Genomic DNA, 19,539 nt, shown 5'->3' with positions numbered 1-19,539 from the left:
CATGATCGCCTCGCTCTTGATCGCCAATCGCGGCGAAATCGCCTGCCGCATCATTCGCACCGCGCGGCGGATGGGCATTCGCACCATTGCCGTTTATTCCGAGGCTGATGCCGGGGCGCTGCATGTCCGGTCCGCCGATGCGGCGGTGATGATCGGTCCGGCGCCCGCGCGTGACAGCTATCTGCGCGGGGATCGCATCCTTGCCGCCGCGCTGGAAACCGGGGCGGAGGCGATCCATCCCGGCTATGGCTTCCTCTCGGAAAATGCCGAATTTGCGCGGGCCGTGATGGATGCCGGCCTGATCTGGGTCGGGCCCGATCCGGCCAGCATTACCGCCATGGGCCTGAAAGATGCCGCCAAGGCGCGTATGGCGTCTGCTGGTGTGCCCGTAACGCCGGGCTATCTGGGCGCGGATCAGGACGATGCTCATCTGGCCCGGGAGGCGGCGATAATCGGCTATCCGGTGCTGATCAAGGCTGTGGCGGGCGGCGGCGGCAAGGGGATGCGGCTGGTGGCTGACCCCGCCGAATTTGCCGATGCGCTGGTCTCGTGCAGGCGCGAGGCGATGGGGGCTTTCGGCAATGACCGCGTGCTGATCGAAAAATTCATCGCGCATCCCCGCCATATCGAGGTGCAGGTGTTCGGCGACCGCCATAGCAATATCGTCCACCTGTTCGAGCGCGACTGCTCGCTGCAACGCCGCCACCAAAAGGTGATCGAGGAGGCCCCGGCACCGGGCATGGACGAGGCCACGCGAGGGGCGGTGTGCCGGGCGGCGGTGGATGCGGCCCGCGCGGTCGATTATGTCGGGGCTGGCACGGTGGAATTCATTGCCGACGCCAGCGATGGCCTGCGCGCCGACCGTATCTGGTTCATGGAAATGAACACGCGGCTTCAGGTCGAACATCCCGTTACCGAAGCGATAACGGGCGTCGATCTGGTCGAATGGCAATTGCGCGTGGCGTCAGGCGAACCGCTGCCCCGGCGGCAGGAGGACCTGTCGATCCAGGGCTGGGCGATGGAGGCGCGGCTTTATGCCGAGGATCCGGCGCGGGGTTTCCTGCCCTCTATCGGTCGGCTCGATGCTTTCGACATTGGCGATAGGGTCCGGGTCGATACAGGCGTGGCGCAAGGGGGCCGGATCACGCCCTTTTACGATCCGATGATCGCCAAGCTGATCGCCCATGACGCCACACGGGAAGAGGCGCGGCGCAAGCTGGCCGGTGCGCTCGACAGGGCGGTGGTCTGGCCCTTGCGCACCAATGCGGGCTTTCTGGTCAAGGCGCTGGAGCATCCCGATTTTGCCGCAGGGCATATGGATACCGGCCTGATCGCGCGGGCGGGCGATGCGCTGATGCCCGATCCTTTGCCCGATGCGGAGGGTTTGGCGCGGGCGGCGGCGGAGCTGGGCGGGGCGGGGGCCTTGGCGGGGTTCCGGCTGAATGGCGCGCGGCAGGGGCGGGCGCGGGTGATGGTCGAGGGGCAGGCGGTCGAGGCCGATGTGCTCCCCTGTGAGGGCGAGATCTTTCGCGCCGCCCAAGGCCGCGTGTTGCTCAGCCGGCATGGGCAGAGCTGGGAGGTACGTCCCTATCGCGCCGCCGCGTCCGGGGCGGCGGTGGCGGGGGATGGGGCGATTGCGGCCCCCATGCCCGGCACGATCATCGCCACCCATGTCGCGCCGGGCCAGAGCGTGAGCAAAGGTCAGAAGCTGGTGACGCTGGAGGCGATGAAGATGGAGCATGGGCTGACCGCGCCTTTTGACGGGGTGGTGGAGGAGATGCCCTTTGCCCAGGGCGCGCAGGTGCGCGAGGGCATGGTGCTGGCCCGGATCAAACCGGAGGAGGGATGATGAGCGGGCGCTATTTCGAGGAATGGACGGTGGGCGACCGGATCGAACATCCCATCCGCCGCACTGTGACCGAGACCGACAACCTGCTGTTTTCGGCCATGACGCATAATCCCCAACCGCTGCACATTGATGCCGAGGCGGCGCGGGCCAGCGAGTTTGGTCAGATCCTCGTCAATGGCACTTTCACCTTTGCGCTGATGATCGGCCTTTCGGTGGGCGAAACCACGTTGGGGACGCTGGTGGCCAATCTGGGCTATGACCGGGTGGTCATGCCAAAGCCGGTGTTTCTGGGCGATACGATGCGGGCGGCAACCGAGGTGGTGGAAGTGCGCGAGAGCCGGTCGCGGCCCCATGCCGGACTGGTCACATTCCGCCACGAATTGTGGAACCAGCGCGACGAAGTGGTCTGCCAATGCCTGCGCACCGCGCTGTTGCTGCGCAGGCCGGGATGAGACTGCGCTCGCTCCTCTTCGTGCCGGGGGATCGGCCAGAACGGTTTGCCAAGGCGGCGCGGAGCGGGGCCGATGCGATCATCCTCGACCTGGAGGATGCCGTGGCCCCCGCCGCCAAACCCAAGGCGCGCGAGGCGGTGGCGGACTATCTGCGCGGTCCGGCCGACATCTTCCGCTTTGTGCGGATCAACCCCATCGACGGGCCGTATCTCGAGGATGATCTGGCGGCGGCCCAAGGCGCGGATGGTCTGGTCCTGCCCAAATCGCAGAGCGCGGCAACGGTTCGCCTGCTCGCGGGGCTGGCGCCGGGGGTGCCGATCCTGCCCATCGCCACCGAGACCCCGCAGGCGGTCTTTGGGCTTGGCACCTATGGCGAGGTTTCCCGGCATCTGTGCGGCCTGACATGGGGGGCGGAGGATCTGCCCGCCGCCATGGGCGCGATGGGGGCAAGGCAGACGGATGGTTCCTATACCGCGCCCTATGAGATGGTGCGCACGATGGCGCTGTTTGGCGCGCATGCCGCCGGAGTGGCCGCGATCGAGACGGTCTATACCGCGATCCGGGATCTGGACGGTCTGGCGGCCTATGCGGCGCGGGGGGCCTTTGACGGCTTTACCGGGATGATGGCCCTGCATCCCGATCAGGTGCCGATCATCAACGCGGCCTTTACCCCCACCGCGCAGCAGGTGGAACAGGCGCGTGCGATCATCGCCGCCTTTGCGCAGGCGCCGGGCGCGGGGGTGGTGATTCTCGACGGCAGAATGATCGACGCACCACATCTGGCGCATGCGCGTAATATTATTACGCGGGCCGAAGGGGCCGCTTTGTCGACAAGGCGCGATTGAGACCCGTTTTGCCTCTTTCCGACACCCTGTTGACAGGCGTGTTAATTGGGCATCTCATCCTTATCCAGGCGCTGAAAAAGGAGGAATTTGCCCCCGATCCGACCATGCTCCGAAGGGCGGCGGAATGTTTCCGGCACACAAGCTGAAACTCCCGAAAGGCCGCAGGAAAAGCGCGCCGCGGGACAACAGGCCAAGGAGAGGATATGGATAATCTACCCCGGCTCAACCTGCATATTCCCGAGCCCCCGGCCCGCCCCGGCGACCACCCCGATTTTGGCGGAATGAAGCTGCCCGCCGCCGGCGAAACCGCGCGGCCCGATGTCGATGCCGCCGAACCGACCATGCGCGACATGCCCTTCGGCATGATCCGGGTGCTGGACGGCGACCATCGCGCCGTTGGTCCGTGGGACCCGCATCTGGATGTCGATATCCTGCATCGGGGCCTGCGCGCCATGATGCTCACGCGCACCTTTGACGACCGCCTGTTTCGCGCCCATCGCCAGGGCAAGACCAGCTTTTACATGAAATCCACCGGCGAGGAGGCGATTGCCGTGGCGCAATCGCTGATGCTGGGCGCGCGCGACATGTGCTTTCCCACCTATCGCGTGGTGGGCTGGCTGATGGCGCGGAACTATCCGTTGCTCGATCTGGTCAACCAGATATTTTCGAATGCGGGCGATCCGTTGCGGGGGCGGCAATTGCCTATCCTTTATTCCGCGCGCGATTACGGCTTCTATTCGATCTCGGGCAATCTGGGCAGCCGCTATGGCCATGCGGTGGGCTGGGCGATGGCCTCGGCCTATAAGGGCGATGACCGGATCGCGCTGGCCTATGTGGGCGAAGGCACAACGGCGGAGGGTGGGTTTCACGAGGCGATCACCTTTGCAAGTGTCTATCGCGCCCCGGTGATCCTGTGCGTGACCAACAACCAATGGGCGATCTCCAGCTTTTCCGGGATTGCCGGGGCCAATGAAACCACCTTTGCGGCCAAGGCTCTGGCCTATGGTATTCCGGGGCTGCGGGTGGACGGCAATGATTTTCTGGCGGTCTGGGCGGCGACGCAATGGGCGGCGGAGCGGGCAAGGCTCAATCTCGGGGCGACCCTGATCGAATTGTTCACCTATCGCGCTTCGGGTCATTCCACCGCCGATGATCCGGCCAAATACCGCCCCGCCGACGAGGCGCTGCAATGGCCGCTGGGCGATCCGATCGAGCGGCTCAAAGGCCATCTGATCGCCATCGGCGAATGGGACGAGGAGCGTCATGCCGCCCTGCAATCCGCGCTGGAGGAGGAGGTGCGCGCCGCTGTTCGCGCGGGTGAGGCCATCGGCACGCTGGGCAAATCCAAGCCGGAACTCGCCTCGATGTTCGAGGATGTGTTCAAGCAGCCGGACTGGCGCGTGATTGAACAGCGCCGCGAGATGGGGGTCTGACGTCATGCCGGTGATGAACATGGTTCAGGCGCTCAACAATGCGCTGGACGAGAAATTGGGCGCCGATCCCGATGTGCTGATCTTTGGCGAGGATGTCGGCTATTTCGGCGGGGTGTTCCGCGTGACCGACGGGCTTCAGGCCAAACATGGGCTGACGCGTTGTTTCGACACGCCGATTGCCGAGGGGGGCATTATCGCCACGGCCATCGGCATGGGGGCCTATGGCCTGCGCCCGGTGGTCGAGATCCAGTTTGCCGATTACATCCTGCCCGCCTTTGACCAGTTGGTCAGCGAGGCGGCGCGGCTGCGCTATCGCTCGAACGGTGAGTTCTGGGCGCCGCTGACGGTGCGCACGCCCTATGGCGGCGGCATTTTCGGCGGCCAGACGCATAGCCAGAGCCCGGAGGCGATCTTTACCCATGTGGTGGGGCTCAAAACCGTGGTGCCCTCCAATCCCTATGACGCCAAGGGCCTGCTGATCGCGGCGATTGAGGATGACGATCCGGTCATCATGCTCGAACCCAAGCGGATCTATAATGGCCCGTTTGACGGGCATCACGACCGGCCGCTCAAGACCTGGGCCGGGCATCCGATGGCCGATGTTCCTGCGGGACTCTATCGCGTGCCGCTGGGCAAGGCGGCGATGGTGCGCGAGGGGCGCAGCGTTACGGTGCTAGCCTATGGCACGATGGTCCATGTCGCTCTGGCGGGGATTGAGGAGGCCGGGGTGGATGCCGAACTGCTCGATCTGCGCTCGCTGGTGCCGCTCGACATTGACGCCATCGTGGCCTCGGTGCGCAAGACCGGGCGCTGCGTGATCCTGCATGAAGCCTCGCGCTTTGGCGGTTTCGGCGGCGAATTGTCGGCGCTGGTCCAGGAGCGCTGCTTTGACCACCTGAAGGCGCCCATCGAGCGCGTGGCCGGTTGGGACACGCCCTATCCGCATGCGTTTGAATGGGACTATTTTCCCGGCCCTGCGCGCCTTGTGGCCGCGCTGCGCCGCGCGATGGAGTATTGATCCATGAGCCTTTTCCAATTCCGCCTGCCCGACATTGGCGAGGGCATTGCCGAGGCCGAAATTGCGGTCTGGTATGTCAAGCCGGGTGATGCCATCAGCGAGGACGAATGCCTCGTCGATGTGATGACCGACAAGGCCACGGTGGATATGACTTCGCCGGTTTCGGGCAAGGTGCTGGCCATCCATGGCGCCGTGGGCGAGATGATGCCGGTGGGCGCCGTTCTGGTCGAGATCGAGGTGGCGGGCGAAGCGGTGACGGCCGAACCGGAGCCAGCCTCTGAAGAGCAATCAACGCCCGCCCCGGTGCCTGAGCCCGAGCCCCAGCCTGAGCCTGAGCCAGAAAGCGCCCCTCTGGCCGCGCCTGCCACGCGGCACCGCGCGCGCGAAATGGGCATTGCGCTGGAATCACTCGTGGGGACCGGGCCGGGCGGACGGATTACGATAGAGGATCTGGAGGCCCATGCCGCCCGCACCCGCGCCTCTGCCCCTGCTCCGCGTGAAGGGGCAACCGACATCCCCATCACTGGTCTGCGCCGCAAGATTGCCGAAAGGATGGAACTGGCCCATCAGCGCATTCCCCAGATCACCTATGTCGAGGAATGCGACCTCACCGAGTTGGAGGCGCTGCGCGGCGAAATCAACAAGGAGGGGGGCGAGAAGGTAACGCTGCTGCCCTTCTTCATCCGCGCGCTGGTGCGGGCCTTGCCTGATTTCCCGATGATCAACGCGCATTATGACGATGCGCAGGGCGTGCTGCGCCAATATGCCGGGGTGCATGTCGGCGTGGCGGTGCAGACGCCGGGCGGGCTGATGGTGCCGGTCATCCGCCATGCCGAAACGCTCGATATCCGCGCCTGCGCCCGGGAATTGGCGCGGGTGAGCAATGCGGCCCGCGACGGCACGATTGGGCGCGAAGCATTGAGCGGATCGACGATCACGGTCACCTCGCTCGGCCCGCTGGGCGGGATTGCCACCACGCCGATCATCAACCATCCCGAAGTGGCCATCATTGGCCCCAACCGGATTGTCGAGCGCCCTGTGGTTCAGGGGCCTTTCGTGGCGATGCGAAAAATTATGAACCTGTCGAGTTCATTCGATCACCGCATTGTCGATGGCCATGACGCGGCGCGGTTTATCCAGGCGATCCGCCGTATGCTCGAACATCCCGCGCTGTTGTTTATGGATTGAGCCAAGGGAAGGGCCAAGGGCGCCGGGCGATCATGCCCGGCGTTCAGCCCACCACCACATCGGCATATTCGGGGTGGCGCGCATACCATGCCGACATATAGGGACAGAGCAGCACCAGCGAGAGCCCCTTGGCGCGGGCCATGGCGAAAAGGCCCTTGGCCAGCGTTGCGGCCAGTCCTTGCCCGGCAAATTCATCGGGGACCTCGGTATGGAGCAGGACATAGTGCCCCGCCTCGTCGCGGCGATAGACGCAGATCGCCAGTGCCTCGCCCTCGATCGGCAGTTCAAAACGGTGCTTTGCGGGGTTATCGCGCACATCGCCGGGGCTTGCGGACATGGTTTCGCCTTTCAGGGGTAGGAGACGGTCAGGGATAGGGGATGGTCAGGGATTGTGGACAAGGGCGGCGGCAGGATGGGTCACGCACAGCATCGTGCCCAGCAGCACTATGCCTGCCGCCACGGCAAGCGGCAAGGCAAGCCCCCAATGCGTGACCATCAGCGCGCCCGCGGCCGCGCCCGCAAAGATGCTGGCCACGGCGGCGAGGCGGCGGGGCAGATTGGGGCCGGTGCCGCCCGCCAGCGGCGAATCGGCGGCAATCCCGGTCAGCGTCAGCGTGAGGACAGTGGTGGTCAGATCAGGCACTTTGAGCATGCGGATCGTGGCATTGCGAAAGCCCATCGCCAGCGCGGTCAGCGCGATGATCGCGTCGATCCAAGGGGCCGCCGTCAACGCGCAGAGCGCAGCCAGCCCCAGCAGGGCAGCCTCGACCCCGGCGGCGGCCAGCAGCCACTGGCGCAAGGGCCGCTGGCCCAGATGCCCGCCGATCCGCCCGGCCACCAGCGCGCCGACCAGAAAGGTCAGCAGCGCCACCAGATAGGGCTTGATGACAAAACCGGGCGCGCCCGCCGCCGCAAAGCCCAGAAACACGATATTGCCGGTCATATTGGCGGTAAACACCTTGCCCAGCCCCAGCACCGAGACGGCATCGACAAGGCCCGTTGTGGCCGAGAGCAGGAGGAGCAGGCCGGGAAGCGGAGAGGATTTCGTCATGGTCTGCACTCCTTAAAAGCGGAAATTGGCCTCAAGGCCCAGCATGGTGAAATTGCGGGTTGAACCGGTTTCGCGCAGGAACGGTCCCGGCGCAAAAAGCGAAAGCGAGGTGGACAGGGCCAGTTCCGGCGTTGCCTGCCATGAAACAGCCGCCTCCGCCCCGCCGCCAATGAAGCGGGAATGGCCCGCTTCGGCGCTGCGGATCAGATTGCCCGGAATGTCATAAACGCCATCGCCGCGCGAATAGCGCCAGAAGGCCATGGCCGCCACACTGGCCGAGACCTTGGGGGTGATCTTCGCGCTGAAACGCGGGTTGAGGTTGACGATGTTGGTAGGGCCGACGGGCGAGAGTTCGCCGAAATATTTACCCTTGGGAAACAGCGCGTTGAATGTTCCAAGATGGCGGTCTCCCGCCTTGCCGTCGCCGCTGATGATGTTGACGCGCATGGTGGCATCCATCGCATGGGGCAGGGTCAGCCCAACCTCGGTGCCCAGCGTCCATGCGCCGATGGTCTGAGTCCCGCTGCTCTGACCCTCGAAATGGCCGAATTGCGCGACGCCCTCGACGTTCCAGTGGAATCGGCCGCGCGCGCCATGGCTGCGCAAACCGATCGAGTGGCGCATTTCGCGGCCTGTTATCCCGCCGAACCGGGCGCTGCGGTTGCGATAGGCCAGATAATAGACATCCCAGCCCGGCAGCACCGCATAGGCGCCCCACAGGCCCTTGGCGGGCGATGTGTGATCATCGAAATCGCGCATGCCCGCCTGCACCGGATGCAGGGCCAGCAGGCTGACCGAAGCCGCGCCGATGCGCACCACCGCCCGCGCCCCGTCAAAGGCCAGCGGCGTGTTGGGGCCATAGCGCGTGCCCACCAACCGCTCGGTGCCCAGCGAGACCATCTGCCGCCCGCCGCGCAGGGTGACCGGGCCAAGGTCGGCCTCGGCAAAGGCCTGAAGCAGGTCGAGGCGGCTCTGGTCGGTGGGGCTGGCCGCCGGTTCGACGCCGGTGGCGAATGTCGCCATGGGCTGCACAAAGGCGCGCAACTTGCCCACGTGCAGGTCGGCATAGGGCAGGGCGCGCGCCCAGAGATAGGTCTGATCCGGGGCGGTCCCCCATTGATTGTTGTTCAGGCTCTCGCTGCGCAGCCGGAATTCGGCGCCGGTCGAAACCCAGACATCATCGGTGATCGGAATGTATTTGAAGGGACCGGTCCAATGATGAGCGCGCTTTTCGGCATCGGCCAGATCGGACCAGTCCTCGTCATAGCGGGTGATGGACAGGGTGGGGGCCTGCCATGCCTCGCGCGCCTGTTGGCCCATGGCGGGGCAGGCGCCCAGCAAGACGCAAGGCAGCGCGAGGCAGGCAAGTTTACGCACGGCCCATTCCGTCACGACGCTGCGCCCGTTCCGAAACCAGCGCGACCAGCACAAAGCCGCCGATCAGGCCGATATGTTCGAAAAAGGCATTGGTGGCCATAAAGCGGTCCTGCCCTGCGGGCATCGCCCAGAAGGCATTGGCCACGCAGGCCGCGAGCAGCGTAAAGACACCGAGCATGCCCGCCCCCAGCCAGACCAGACGGCCCGAAAGCACCAGCAGCGGCCCGATCAATTCGACCGCAATCGTGATCGCGGCCCAGACCGCGGGCGGGTTCAGCCCGAAATGGGCCTGTTCGGCGGCGGCGGCGGGAAGGTCGGTCAATTTGACCACTCCGCCCAGCAGATAAGGCCCCACCAGCGCAAGGCGGGCAATCGTCCATGTCATCGGCCATTCCAGAATGGCGTCGATCATGGCCGGGTCGCGATGGGTAAAGTCCGGGCGCGTATCCATGGCTCAGGCGCCCTGATGCACTTCGGCGATATAGCCGCCGGGGAAGCGGACAATCGCGCTCTGGCGGGCGCCGACCGAATAGGGGGCGACCAGCAGTTCCGCGCCATTGGCCTTGGCCTTGTCCAGCGTGGCGGCCAGATCGGGAACCTGATAGCCGGTCATGTCGCGGCCATAGGGCCAGGGCAACTGACCATCGGAGACGAACACTACCATCTTGCCGTAATTGCTGGTGAGCGAAACGCGGCGGATGGTCTTGCCGGTCTGGCCCACTTCGGCGCCGGGCGCCTTGCGGTCATCGGCGGTGATGCGGGCATGGGCATAGCCGCCCCAGCTTTTGATGAAAGCATCGGCAGCATCAGCGGTCAGATAGATGCGGTTTTCCGGGACCGTGGCCAGCGGCGCGTAATGCGGCGTGGCGGTGTGCCAATAGAGCTGCATGTTCACCCCGCCCGGCCATTGGACGACGACATCGCGACCGATGGGATCGGGAAAGTCATGGAGGCGGCGGATCGCGCCATGTTTGCGTGCGGCGGCCACGGCCTTGTCCATATCCGTCACCAGATAGCCGGTGCGCTCATCGCCAAAGGGATAGGGGATGGGCGTCTTGAACCCGAACACCGAGACCGTGCCCGCAGGCGTCAGCACCAGTTGCGATTTGGTGAGCGAAGGCGTGGGGGTCACCTGAAACTCGCCCTGCTTGCTGGTGGTGCCGCCGAAAGTGGCGGAAAAGCTGGCGACGAAGCGGTCGAAATCGGCTTCGGGCACATAGACATGGGTGGTGTCATATTGCGGGGCAACGCCCAGGTCAGGGGTGGCGGCAGGTGTGGTGACAGTCTTGGCGGCGGCGGGGGCGGCCAGAACGAGAGCGATGGTGAAAGCGAGAGATTTCATGGCGGGGGTCTCCAGTGAAAAGGGGAAAGGATCAGACGGCCCAGCAACCGCAGCCCAGCGCGCCCCAGAAGCTTTGGGGATCACCGGCCGGAACGCTGGCGCCAAGGGCGGCGGCATGGTCATGGCCATGGACCGCGCAGGAGGAATGGCAGGCGCAGGCCGAGGCCAGTTTCGCGCGGGCTTCGCGGGACTTGTGATATCCGCCAAAGGTGGCGACCGGCGACCAGTCGGGCATCGGGCGCGGCAATTCGGGGGCCAGCGGTTCGTACTTGCCCTCGCCATGCACCACCTTGCCGCCCAGCAGGGTCAGGACGGAGCGGATATGGACGATTTCATGTTCGGGCACGGTGAAATAATCGTCGGACAGGATGGCAAGATCGGCCAGTTGCCCGGCTTTGATCTGGCCCTTCTTGCCCACTTCGTTGGAAAACCATGTGTTTTCATGAGTCCACATGGCCAGAGCCTTGTCGCGGCTGACCCGGTTGGCCGAAGGATAAAGCCGCATGCCGCCCATCGTGCGCCCCGTGACCAGCCATGACAGCGAGACCCAGGGGTTATAGCTGGCCACGCGGGTGGCGTCGGTGCCTGCGCCCACGGGGATGCCGGCCGCGATCATCTTGTTGATCGGGGGCGTGCGCTCGGCGGCCTTGGCGCCATAGCGTTCGACGAAATATTCGCCCTGAAACGCCATGCGGTGCTGCACCGCGATGCCGCCGCCCAGCGCCGCGATGCGGTCGATGTTGCGGTCGCTGATGGTTTCGGCATGGTCGAAAAACCAGTTGATGCCGGTGAGCGGAATATCGCGGTTCACCTTTTCATAGACGTCCAGCGCGCGGCTGATCGTCTGGTCATAGGTGGCGTGCAGGCGCCATGGCCAGCGGTGTTCGGCCAGCAGGCGGATGACAGGTTCGAGGTCGCCTTCCATGCTGGGGGGCATGTCGGGGCGGGGCTGGCGGAAATCTTCAAAATCGGCGGCCGAATAGACCAGCATCTCGCCCGCGCCATTGTGGCGATAGGTGTCATCGCCTTGCCCCGGCGTCACCTGCTTTACCCAGCCGGAGAAATCGGCCAGCTCCTCTTTCGGCTTTTGCGTAAAGAGGTTGTAGCTGATGCGGACGGTCAGTTGATCGTCCTGGTGCAGTTTTTCGATGATCTCGTAATCATCGGGATAATTCTGGAATCCGCCGCCCGCATCGATCACGCCCGTCACGCCCAGAGCATTGACATCGCGCATGAAATGGCGGGTCGAATTGATCTGATAATCCTGCGGCAGCTTTGGCCCTTTGGCCAGCGTGGAGTAGAGGATCGTGGCGTTGGGCTGGGCCAGCAAGAGGCCGGTCGGGTTGCCCATGCTGTCGCGCACGATCTCGCCGCCCGGAGGGTTGGGCGTGTCCTTGGTATAGCCCACCACCCGCAGCGCGGCGGCATTGAGCAGCGCGCGGTCATACAGATGGAGGATGAAGACCGGCGTGTCGGGCGCCACGGCATTGAGTTCGGCAATCGTGGGCAGGCGCTTTTCGGCAAACTGGTGTTCGGTAAAGCCGCCCACCACGCGCACCCATTGCGGGGCGGGGGTGCGGTCAACCTGAGCCTTGAGCATCGCCATCGCTTCGGAGAGCGAGGGCACGCCGTCCCAGCGCAGCTCCATGTTGAAATTCAGCCCGCCCCGGATGATGTGCATATGGCTGTCGATCAGGCCGGGGATCACGCGGCGGCGGCCTGCATCGATCACTTCGGCATCGGGGAGAGCAGCGGCGCGCACCTCCTTTTCGCTGCCCACGGCCAGAAACTTGCCGTCGCGGATGGCGATGGCTTCGGCCTCGGGGTTTTCGCGGTCAAGGGTGGAAACCTTGGCATTGGTGATGATCAGATCGGCCATGGGGGTGGGCTCCGGTTGGGGGGAGGGTGTCAGTTTTGGACAGGCTTAATTTTTGTCAGGTTCAGCTTTTGTCAGGTTTTCCGGGCAATTGGCCCAGCACATGATCGGCGCAATTGCCGCGGATATAGCAGGCGATATCCTGTCCCTGGAGCGCGCGGCGGGCGATCGGCACGATCTGTTCACCCGCCAGAATGCCCAGCAGGCCCACCAGCGCAATCAGTGGCGGCGCGGGCGAACGCACGCCCAGCACGCTGTAAACAACGCCCACCAGCAATCCGGCGCCGAGCGAAAGGAGATAGAGCTTCATACGGAAAACTCCTGAAACCTGAGGGGAAAAGCGGGACCGGCCTGCGTCTTGGGGGGATTGGGCGGAGTGCGCCGCAGGCCGGTCCCGGTCGGCTTAGTGTCCGCCTTCGGACGCGCCGAACATCGTCTTGGCATAGGTGATGCCCAGGCCATACGCGCCGCCCCATTTGCGGGCGATGCCGGTGGTGCTGTCATAGGTTTCGGCCCGCGCCCAGTCGCGCTGAAGCTCAAGCATATATTGCAGCGAGGTCATCGGCTTGGCGCCAAGCTGGATCATGCGCTGGACGGCGCGTTCATGGGCCTCGGCCGAAATGTCGCCGCAAGCGTCGGCGATGAAATAGACGTCAAAACCCTGATCAATGGCCGATGCCACCGGACCGACGATGCAGACGCTGGTCCAGAGACCTGCAAAAATGATGCGTTCCTTGCCGATGCGGTTCACTTCCTCGATGACCGCGGCATCTTCCCAGGTGTTCATGCTGGTGCGGTCGAGCAGGGGCTGACCCGGAAAGGCATCGGTGATCTCGTCGAACATGGGGCCGGAAAAGCTCTTTTCGGCCACGGTGGTCAGGATGGTGGAGACGCCGAAAGAAGCGGCGGCATTGGCGACCAGCGCCGCATTGCTGCGCAGCACTTCGGTGGCGATGGATTTGGTGGCAAAGGCCATCTGCGACTGGAAGTCGATCAGGACCAGCGTGTGATCCTTGGGCGAAATCAGGGTCTTGCCGGGGGTTGCGGTGGCGGTGATGGTCATCGGGGGGATCCTTTGTTGGTCCAGCATCGTTGCTGTGAGGGCAGACTATGCGGATCAGATAATTCAGGTAAGTGGGATAAGATCGGATATATTGTTCGATTTTTTAGAAATGCTGACCCTCCGCCGCCAAGACATGCAACGCCGAATGCGGCGCAGACTAGGCGTCTGCACCGTATCCGGTCTTGCACAGGCTTGACGTTATCGCGCCTCCGATGACCCCGGGCGCGCGCCGAGGCCGAACGAGCCCCCGGCGATCCGGGCGGGCTTATCCGTCAAATGTCGGGCAGGTCTTCGGCCGCATAGACGGCCGTGCTGACAAATTGTTCGATCAACCACGCCGCCGCCGGACCGGGGGGCGTATCGCGCCGCCAGATCCCGGCAAAGCGATAGGTGCCGCCCGGATGGTCGGGCATGACAAGGCGGCTGAGCGTGCCGATGGTCAGATCTTCTTCAATCATCGGCAAGGGCATGTTGCCCCAACCGATCCCTTCGCGCAGCAGCGCGAGCTTGGCGCCAAGGTCGGCAAGGCGCCATGTGCGCGGCGACAGCACCGAGAAATCCTGCCCCTCGGTAAAGCGCGAACGGTCGGTCAGCACGAGCTGGATATGATCGCGCCCCGCGCCGGGGGGAATCGGGTCCATTTGCGCCAGCGGATGATCGGGCGCGGCCACCGGCACCATCGGCACCGATCCGGCATTCACGCTTTCCAGCCCCTCGACGCCTGCAAACAGAGGGCCGGACAGGCCGATCACCGCCTTACCATCCAGCACCATCGCCGTGATCGCGCCCAACGCCTCGACATGCAGACGCAATTGCACGGTGGGAAATTCGGCGCGGAACGCCCGCAGGATGCGCCCCAACCGATCCGAAGGCAGCATCACATCCACGGCCACATCGACTTCGGCCTCCAGCCCGTCGAGCAGCCCCTTGACCTTGGCGCGCAGCGCGTCGATCCCCTGCGCCACCCCCCGCGCCTCGGACAGCAGCGCGCGGCCCGCCACGGTCAGCGTCGGCTTGCGCGTGCCCTCGCGGTCAAACAGGCTCAGGCCAAGCTGGGCCTCCAGATTGGCGATGCCATAGGAGATGACCGAGACGGCGCGGTTGAGCTTGCGCGCGGCGGCGGCAAAGCTGCCGGTGTCCACAATGGTGAGGAAAATGCGCAACTGATCAAAGGTGGGGGTGCCCGGATTGTTCATGCGCGAATCTCGCTTTTCAGTTTTCTCGAACGTTATCGATTATTTTATCCCTCTGATCAGAACGAGCCGCAAGGCCTAAATCGGTTTTCAGCAAAGGCGCTCCCATCTCACATGCCGGGCGCCCAACTGGAGACAACCCATGATCGACCATCGTCCCTTTGAAACCCTCGGCGCCGCCAACCATGGCTGGCTGGATGCGCATCACCATTTTTCCTTTGCCGAATATCATGATCCGGCCCGCGTGCACTGGGGCAACCTGCGCGTCTGGAATGATGACACGATTGCGCCGGGCACCGGTTTCCCCCCGCACCCCCACCGCGACATGGAAATCATCACCTATGTCCGCGAAGGCGCGATCACCCATCAGGACAACCTGGGCAACAAGGGCCGCACCGAGGCGGGCGACGTTCAGGTGATGAGCGCGGGCACCGGCATCCGCCATTCGGAATATAACCTTGAAGACGTGACGACCAAGATCTTCCAGATCTGGATCATCCCGACCCATCAGGGCGAAGCGCCGCAATGGGGCGCCAAGCCTTTCCCCAAGGGCGAACGTTCGGGCCATTTCGTGACGCTGGCCAGCGGTTATGCACAGGATACCGACGCGCTGCCCATCCGCACCAATGCCCGCGTTGTGGGCGCCACGTTAAAGGCCGGTGAAACCGCCGACTATCCGCTGGGCGCCGACCGCAAGGCCTATCTGGTGCCCGCCATCGGCGCGGTCCAGATCGATGGCCTGACCATCAAGGCGCGCGACGGCGTGGCGATCAGCGATGTCGAAGTGCTGCGCGTCACCGCCATTGAAGACAGCGAGATCGTGCTGGTCGACGCCGCCTGATGGCGCAAAGGGCGGGGTTTCGACCCCGCCCAAAGCTTCGAATATCGCCGCATTGTCCAAATTCGCATGCGGATCGCCAATCAGGCAAGCCACCCCGCCTGATAGGATCCCGCCATCTCCTCTTCATTTCTTCCTTCCCCCGAGGTGTATCATGACCCAAGCTGCTCAGGATCTTTCCCGCCGTCATCTGCTCACCACCGTTGGCGCCATGGCCGGCACTGCCGCGCTGGTCAGCCAGACCCCCACGCTGGCCGCCGCCCCGACCAAGGCGGCCGACACGGCCAACAAGGCGCGCGTCGGCGATGGCTATGTGACCACGCCCGATGGCGCGCGGCTCTATTACAAGGACTGGGGCTCGGGCCAGCCTATCGTCTTCCACCATGGCTGGCCGCTGACGGCCGATGATTGGGATGCCCAGATGATGTTCTTCCTTGAACAGGGCTTTCGCGTGATCGCCTTTGACCGGCGCGGCCATGGCCGTTCCAGCCAGACGATGAGCGGCAATGACATGGACACCTATGCCAGCGACACCGCCGTTCTGGTGCGCCATCTGGACCTGCACAATGCGGTGCATATCGGCCATTCGACCGGCGGCGGCGTGGTGGCGGCCTATGTGGCGCGCTATGGCGAAGGGCGTGTGGCCAAGGCCGTGCTGGTGGGCGCGGTGCCCCCGATCATGCTCAAGACCGCGGCCTATCCGGGCGGTTTGCCGCTGTCGGTGTTTGACGGTTTTCGCAAGGCGCTGGCGGAAAACCGGGCTGATTTCTTCTGGAATGTGCCGGTGCCCTTCTATGGCTTCAACCGTCCGGGCCAGAGCGTGAATGAAGCGATCCGCCAGAACTGGTGGCGTCAGGGCATGATGGGCGGCGCCAAGGCCCAGTATGACAGCATCAAGGCCTTTTCCGAAACCGACCAGACCGAGGATCTGAAAGCGATCAATGTGCCGGTGCTGATCCAGCATGGCGATGATGATCAGATCGTGCCGGTTGCCGCCTCGGCCCATTTGCAGGCCAAGCTGATCCGTAACAACACGCTCAAGATCTATCCGGGCTATCCCCATGGCATGCTGACCGTCCATGCCGATGTGCTGAACCGCGATATTCTGGCCTTTATCAAGGGTTGATGGCGGCTTGATCGGGGCGGCGGCATGGGGTTCATGCCGCCGCCCCTTCGCGTTTTTACCGATCCGCCCAACTGGGGCGGTTCATTTGCAACAGGTCGGTGCAGCGCGTGTACCAGCCTGCGCCATGCATGCGCGCGATGAGGTTCATGGCCAGCGTATCGACATGTAGTTTCTGCGTGTCGATAAAACGGTCCTGAATGTGAAAATGCAACACTTCGCCCAGCACGATCGTCGATTGGCCAGCATCCATCGTATTATAGAGGCGGCATTCCATGCTGACCGGAGCACTGGCGATGCGGGGCGGGGCGATGGCGGTTGACGGCGCCGTTTCAAGGCCCGCCAGTGCGATTTCATCCTCGCCCGGCGGCGCGTCGATGCAGGTCAGGTTCATCGCCTGCGCATCATGCTCGGCCACAAGGTTGACGACAAATTCGCCGGTTTCCAATATATTGGCCGCGCTGTCCTTATAAGTGCCGTCCGGACGGCGCATCAGGCCCACGGCCAGCAGCGGCGGCTGCGCCCCCATCATCGCGAAAAAGCTGTAGGGCGCGGCATTGCGCAGGCCCTGCGCCGATTGCGATGTTATCCACGCGATGGGGCGCGGCGTGATCGAGGCGGCCATCAGCTTGTAGCGGTCCGGCCCGGCCATTTGCGAAAAATCGAAATCCATCAGTTCTGGTCTCCGATACGGGCCACGGGGCGCTTGGGGGCGACGTCGACCTTCAATTGAAACACATCGGGCCGCGCATAGTGGCCGGCCACGTCGAAATCATACTTGCCCCGGATCACTTCGGCGGGGTCGATTTGGGCATAGAGAATCGTCTCGCCCGCATAATCCGGCCCGGCCAGCACATTGCCCAGCGGATCGACGATCATCGACCCACCGCGCATCAGCACCATGTCCGGATCATCGCCCAGCGCGCAGTCATAATCGGCCGGATAGGCCCCGCGCGTAATATGCTGACAGGCCGACAATACGAAGCAGCGGCCCTCCAGCGCGATATGGCGCATTGTGCTGGCCCAACCATCGCGGTCATCGGCGGTAGGCGCGCAGTACAGCGTGACGCCTTGATCATACATCGCCATGCGCAGCATCGGCATATAGTTTTCCCAGCAGATTACCGCCCCGATCCGGCCCAGCGGCGTATCGATCACCGGCATGGTCGAACCATCACCAAAGCCCCAGATCAACCGCTCCGCCCCGGTAGGCATCAGCTTGCGATGCTTGGTAATCAACCCCTTTTCGCCATCGAAAAACAGCGCGGTGCAATAGACTGTGGCCCCGTCACGCTCGATCACGCCCATCACGACGAAGGCTCCGGTTGCGGCGGTGGCTTCGGCAATCGCTGCCACTTCGGGGCCGTTCAGGTCGATGGCGGCCTCATGATAGGCGCGGAAATCCTCGCGCCCCTGGGGTTTGCGCATGCCCACCGGCGTGCCGAAAGACGCACCCTTGGGATAACCGCCCAGAAATGCCTCGGGAAATACGATGATCTTCGCGCCATTCGCGCTGGCCTGCGCGATCAGCCCTGCGGCCTTGGCGGCGGCCCCCATCGAGTCGGTGGGCAGGGATGCGGCCTGAACGACAGCGGCGGTGAAGGGTTGCGTCATGATTTTCCTCAGCTTTTGCACGAGTGAGAGGGGGATGCCGGAGAGAGGCTGAAAGGCAATTTACTTGCATTTGACAGTTTCGCCAAGATATTTTAAACCTATACTATCACGCCGCCCATTCCCTTCAGGAGCCTGCCCATGGCCAGCACATATGACCAGTATCGCGAAGAGATCATCGGTCGCGCCAATGTTGCCGATACGCCCGAGCTTGTCGCCTATTATCAGCGATTGCAATCGCTTGGTACGGGTGCGCTGTGGACGGTGGCGAACAAGATCGAGCCTTGGGAACCGGCCTCGACCTCGGTGCCCTATCTGTGGCGCTATCGTGATCTGCGCGAGCATGTGCTGCGCTCGCTCGAACTAGTGACGCCCGAACAGGCGGGGCGGCGCGTGGTGTACCTCGAAAATCCGGGGCGGGCCGATGTGGTGGCGGCCGTGGGCTGGCTCTATTCGGGCCTGCAAGTGATGGGGCCGGGCGAATGCGCGTCCAGCCACCGCCATTCGGCCTCCGCCCTGCGCTTCATCATGGAGGGCAGCGGCGCCTTCACCAATGTCGATGGGCACAAGATGACGTTGGGCGCCAATGATTTTGTGCTGACTCCCAACGGCACGTGGCATGAACACGGCGTGTCGGAAGATGGCACCGTCTGCATCTGGCAGGACGGGCTGGACATTCCGCTGATGAACGCGCTGGACGCCAATTTCTACGAGGTCCACCCCGAGCTTCAGCAGGCGATTTCCTTCCCGGTCAATGACTCGCTGGGCATGTGGGCGGGTTCGGCGCTGCGCCCCGCCGGGGTGCAATGGGCAAAGCCCTATTCGCCGCTGCTCAAATATGAGTGGGGGCCGACCTATGAGGCGCTGCTGCGCTATGCCGCCGTGTCGGAAGGTTCGCCCTATGACGGGCTGCTGATGGAATATGTGAACCCGCATACGGGCGGGCCGGTGATGCCCACGATCGGCGCATCAATGCAGATGCTGCGTGCAGGGCAACACACCAAGGCCCATCGCCACACCGGCAGCTTTGTCTATCAATGCGCCAAGGGGCGCGGCTATTCGATCATCAATGGCCAGCGTTTCGATTGGCAGGAACGCGACATTTTCGTCGTGCCAAGCTGGTGCTGGCATGAGCATGTCAATCTGTCGGACACGGATGACGCCTGCCTGTTCACCTTCAACGATCTGCCGGTGATGCGCTCTTTGGGCATCTATCGCGAAGAAGCCTTTGGCGAAAACCACGGCCACCAGCCCATTCTCGCCTGATTTTCCTTTTCTAG

At 64.0% G+C, this 19,539-nt stretch carries 20 protein-coding genes; 9 read left to right on the top strand and 11 right to left on the bottom strand.

Annotated elements, in window-relative coordinates; translation table 11 throughout:
• Position 1 precedes the first annotated feature (1 nt).
• The 6 genes from PQ467_RS21940 to PQ467_RS21915 all read left to right on the top strand — a co-directional run bounded on the left by PQ467_RS21940 (position 2) and on the right by PQ467_RS21915 (position 6,785).
• On the top strand, positions 2-1,849 hold the full coding sequence (locus PQ467_RS21940) for an acetyl/propionyl/methylcrotonyl-CoA carboxylase subunit alpha (protein WP_274176598.1): 1,848 nt from the start codon (positions 2-4) through the stop codon (positions 1,847-1,849).
• Positions 1,849-2,301 carry a MaoC family dehydratase gene (locus tag PQ467_RS21935; RefSeq protein ID WP_274176597.1) on the top strand — a complete coding sequence of 151 codons (453 nt, stop codon included), beginning with the start codon at positions 1,849-1,851 and terminating at the stop codon, positions 2,299-2,301. Before PQ467_RS21940 ends, PQ467_RS21935 begins: the two co-directional genes overlap by 1 nt.
• Positions 2,298-3,146, top strand: coding sequence for an HpcH/HpaI aldolase/citrate lyase family protein (locus PQ467_RS21930; protein ID WP_274176596.1), 849 nt, complete (start codon positions 2,298-2,300; stop codon positions 3,144-3,146). Before PQ467_RS21935 ends, PQ467_RS21930 begins: the two co-directional genes overlap by 4 nt.
• A gap of 203 nt (positions 3,147-3,349) precedes the next feature.
• Entirely contained in the window at positions 3,350-4,579 is a 1,230-nt protein-coding gene (locus PQ467_RS21925) for a thiamine pyrophosphate-dependent enzyme (RefSeq protein WP_274176595.1), read from the top strand.
• A gap of 4 nt (positions 4,580-4,583) precedes the next feature.
• A complete protein-coding gene (locus PQ467_RS21920) occupies positions 4,584-5,597 on the top strand; it encodes an alpha-ketoacid dehydrogenase subunit beta (protein ID WP_274176594.1) in 1,014 nt (337 codons plus the stop codon).
• 3 nt (positions 5,598-5,600) lie between these two features.
• Entirely contained in the window at positions 5,601-6,785 is a 1,185-nt protein-coding gene (locus PQ467_RS21915; protein WP_274176593.1) for a dihydrolipoamide acetyltransferase family protein, read from the top strand.
• A gap of 43 nt (positions 6,786-6,828) precedes the next feature.
• Here PQ467_RS21915 and PQ467_RS21910 read toward each other — a convergent pair whose 3' ends face one another.
• The 9 genes from PQ467_RS21910 to PQ467_RS21870 form a co-directional block, all read right to left on the bottom strand.
• Complete coding sequence (locus tag PQ467_RS21910) at positions 6,829-7,122, bottom strand: GNAT family N-acetyltransferase (protein WP_274176592.1); 294 nt, start codon at positions 7,120-7,122, stop codon at positions 6,829-6,831.
• Positions 7,123-7,167: 45 nt separating this feature from the next.
• On the bottom strand, positions 7,168-7,836 hold the full coding sequence (locus PQ467_RS21905; protein WP_274176591.1) for a YoaK family protein: 669 nt from the start codon (positions 7,834-7,836) through the stop codon (positions 7,168-7,170).
• Positions 7,837-7,848: 12 nt separating this feature from the next.
• Positions 7,849-9,156: an alginate export family protein gene (locus PQ467_RS21900; RefSeq protein WP_274177285.1), complete on the bottom strand. Its 1,308-nt coding sequence runs from the start codon at positions 9,154-9,156 to the stop codon at positions 7,849-7,851.
• 49 nt (positions 9,157-9,205) lie between these two features.
• A complete protein-coding gene (locus PQ467_RS21895) occupies positions 9,206-9,664 on the bottom strand; it encodes a DoxX family protein (RefSeq protein WP_274176590.1) in 459 nt (152 codons plus the stop codon).
• A 3-nt stretch (positions 9,665-9,667) separates the two neighbouring features.
• On the bottom strand, positions 9,668-10,555 hold the full coding sequence (locus tag PQ467_RS21890; RefSeq protein WP_274176589.1) for a glyoxalase: 888 nt from the start codon (positions 10,553-10,555) through the stop codon (positions 9,668-9,670).
• A gap of 31 nt (positions 10,556-10,586) precedes the next feature.
• Complete coding sequence (locus PQ467_RS21885) at positions 10,587-12,434, bottom strand: amidohydrolase (RefSeq protein ID WP_274176588.1); 1,848 nt, start codon at positions 12,432-12,434, stop codon at positions 10,587-10,589.
• Positions 12,435-12,495: 61 nt separating this feature from the next.
• Positions 12,496-12,741 carry a XapX domain-containing protein gene (locus PQ467_RS21880; RefSeq protein WP_274176587.1) on the bottom strand — a complete coding sequence of 82 codons (246 nt, stop codon included), beginning with the start codon at positions 12,739-12,741 and terminating at the stop codon, positions 12,496-12,498.
• A gap of 93 nt (positions 12,742-12,834) precedes the next feature.
• A complete protein-coding gene (locus tag PQ467_RS21875) occupies positions 12,835-13,494 on the bottom strand; it encodes a hydrolase (RefSeq protein ID WP_274176586.1) in 660 nt (219 codons plus the stop codon).
• Between the two features lie 272 nt (positions 13,495-13,766).
• The gene (locus PQ467_RS21870) at positions 13,767-14,690 is read right to left on the bottom strand and encodes a LysR family transcriptional regulator (RefSeq protein WP_274176585.1); all 924 of its coding nucleotides are present in this window, start codon (positions 14,688-14,690) and stop codon (positions 13,767-13,769) included.
• 139 nt (positions 14,691-14,829) lie between these two features.
• Between PQ467_RS21870 and PQ467_RS21865 the strand changes: the two genes are divergently transcribed.
• Positions 14,830-15,528: a pirin family protein gene (locus PQ467_RS21865; protein WP_274176584.1), complete on the top strand. Its 699-nt coding sequence runs from the start codon at positions 14,830-14,832 to the stop codon at positions 15,526-15,528.
• Positions 15,529-15,679: 151 nt separating this feature from the next.
• Positions 15,680-16,651 (top strand): alpha/beta fold hydrolase, encoded by a 972-nt coding sequence (locus tag PQ467_RS21860; RefSeq protein WP_274176583.1) that lies wholly within the window; start codon positions 15,680-15,682, stop codon positions 16,649-16,651.
• Between the two features lie 55 nt (positions 16,652-16,706).
• Here the strand turns inward: PQ467_RS21860 and PQ467_RS21855 are convergent, their stop codons facing one another.
• Both PQ467_RS21855 and PQ467_RS21850 read right to left on the bottom strand, forming a co-directional pair.
• Positions 16,707-17,321, bottom strand: coding sequence for a flavin reductase family protein (locus PQ467_RS21855; RefSeq protein WP_274176582.1), 615 nt, complete (start codon positions 17,319-17,321; stop codon positions 16,707-16,709).
• On the bottom strand, positions 17,321-18,262 hold the full coding sequence (locus PQ467_RS21850; RefSeq protein ID WP_274176581.1) for a carbon-nitrogen hydrolase family protein: 942 nt from the start codon (positions 18,260-18,262) through the stop codon (positions 17,321-17,323). Before PQ467_RS21850 ends, PQ467_RS21855 begins: the two co-directional genes overlap by 1 nt.
• 138 nt (positions 18,263-18,400) lie before the next feature.
• Between PQ467_RS21850 and PQ467_RS21845 the strand changes: the two genes are divergently transcribed.
• Positions 18,401-19,525 (top strand): cupin domain-containing protein, encoded by a 1,125-nt coding sequence (locus PQ467_RS21845; RefSeq protein WP_274176580.1) that lies wholly within the window; start codon positions 18,401-18,403, stop codon positions 19,523-19,525.
• The last annotated feature ends 14 nt before the right edge of the window (positions 19,526-19,539 follow it).

Origin of the sequence: Novosphingobium sp. KACC 22771, assembly GCF_028736195.1 — a bacterium.
GTDB lineage: Bacteria > Pseudomonadota > Alphaproteobacteria > Sphingomonadales > Sphingomonadaceae > Novosphingobium.
The sequence above is the reverse complement of the archived record's forward strand: the minus strand, read 5'-3'. Positions and strand labels throughout refer to the sequence as shown.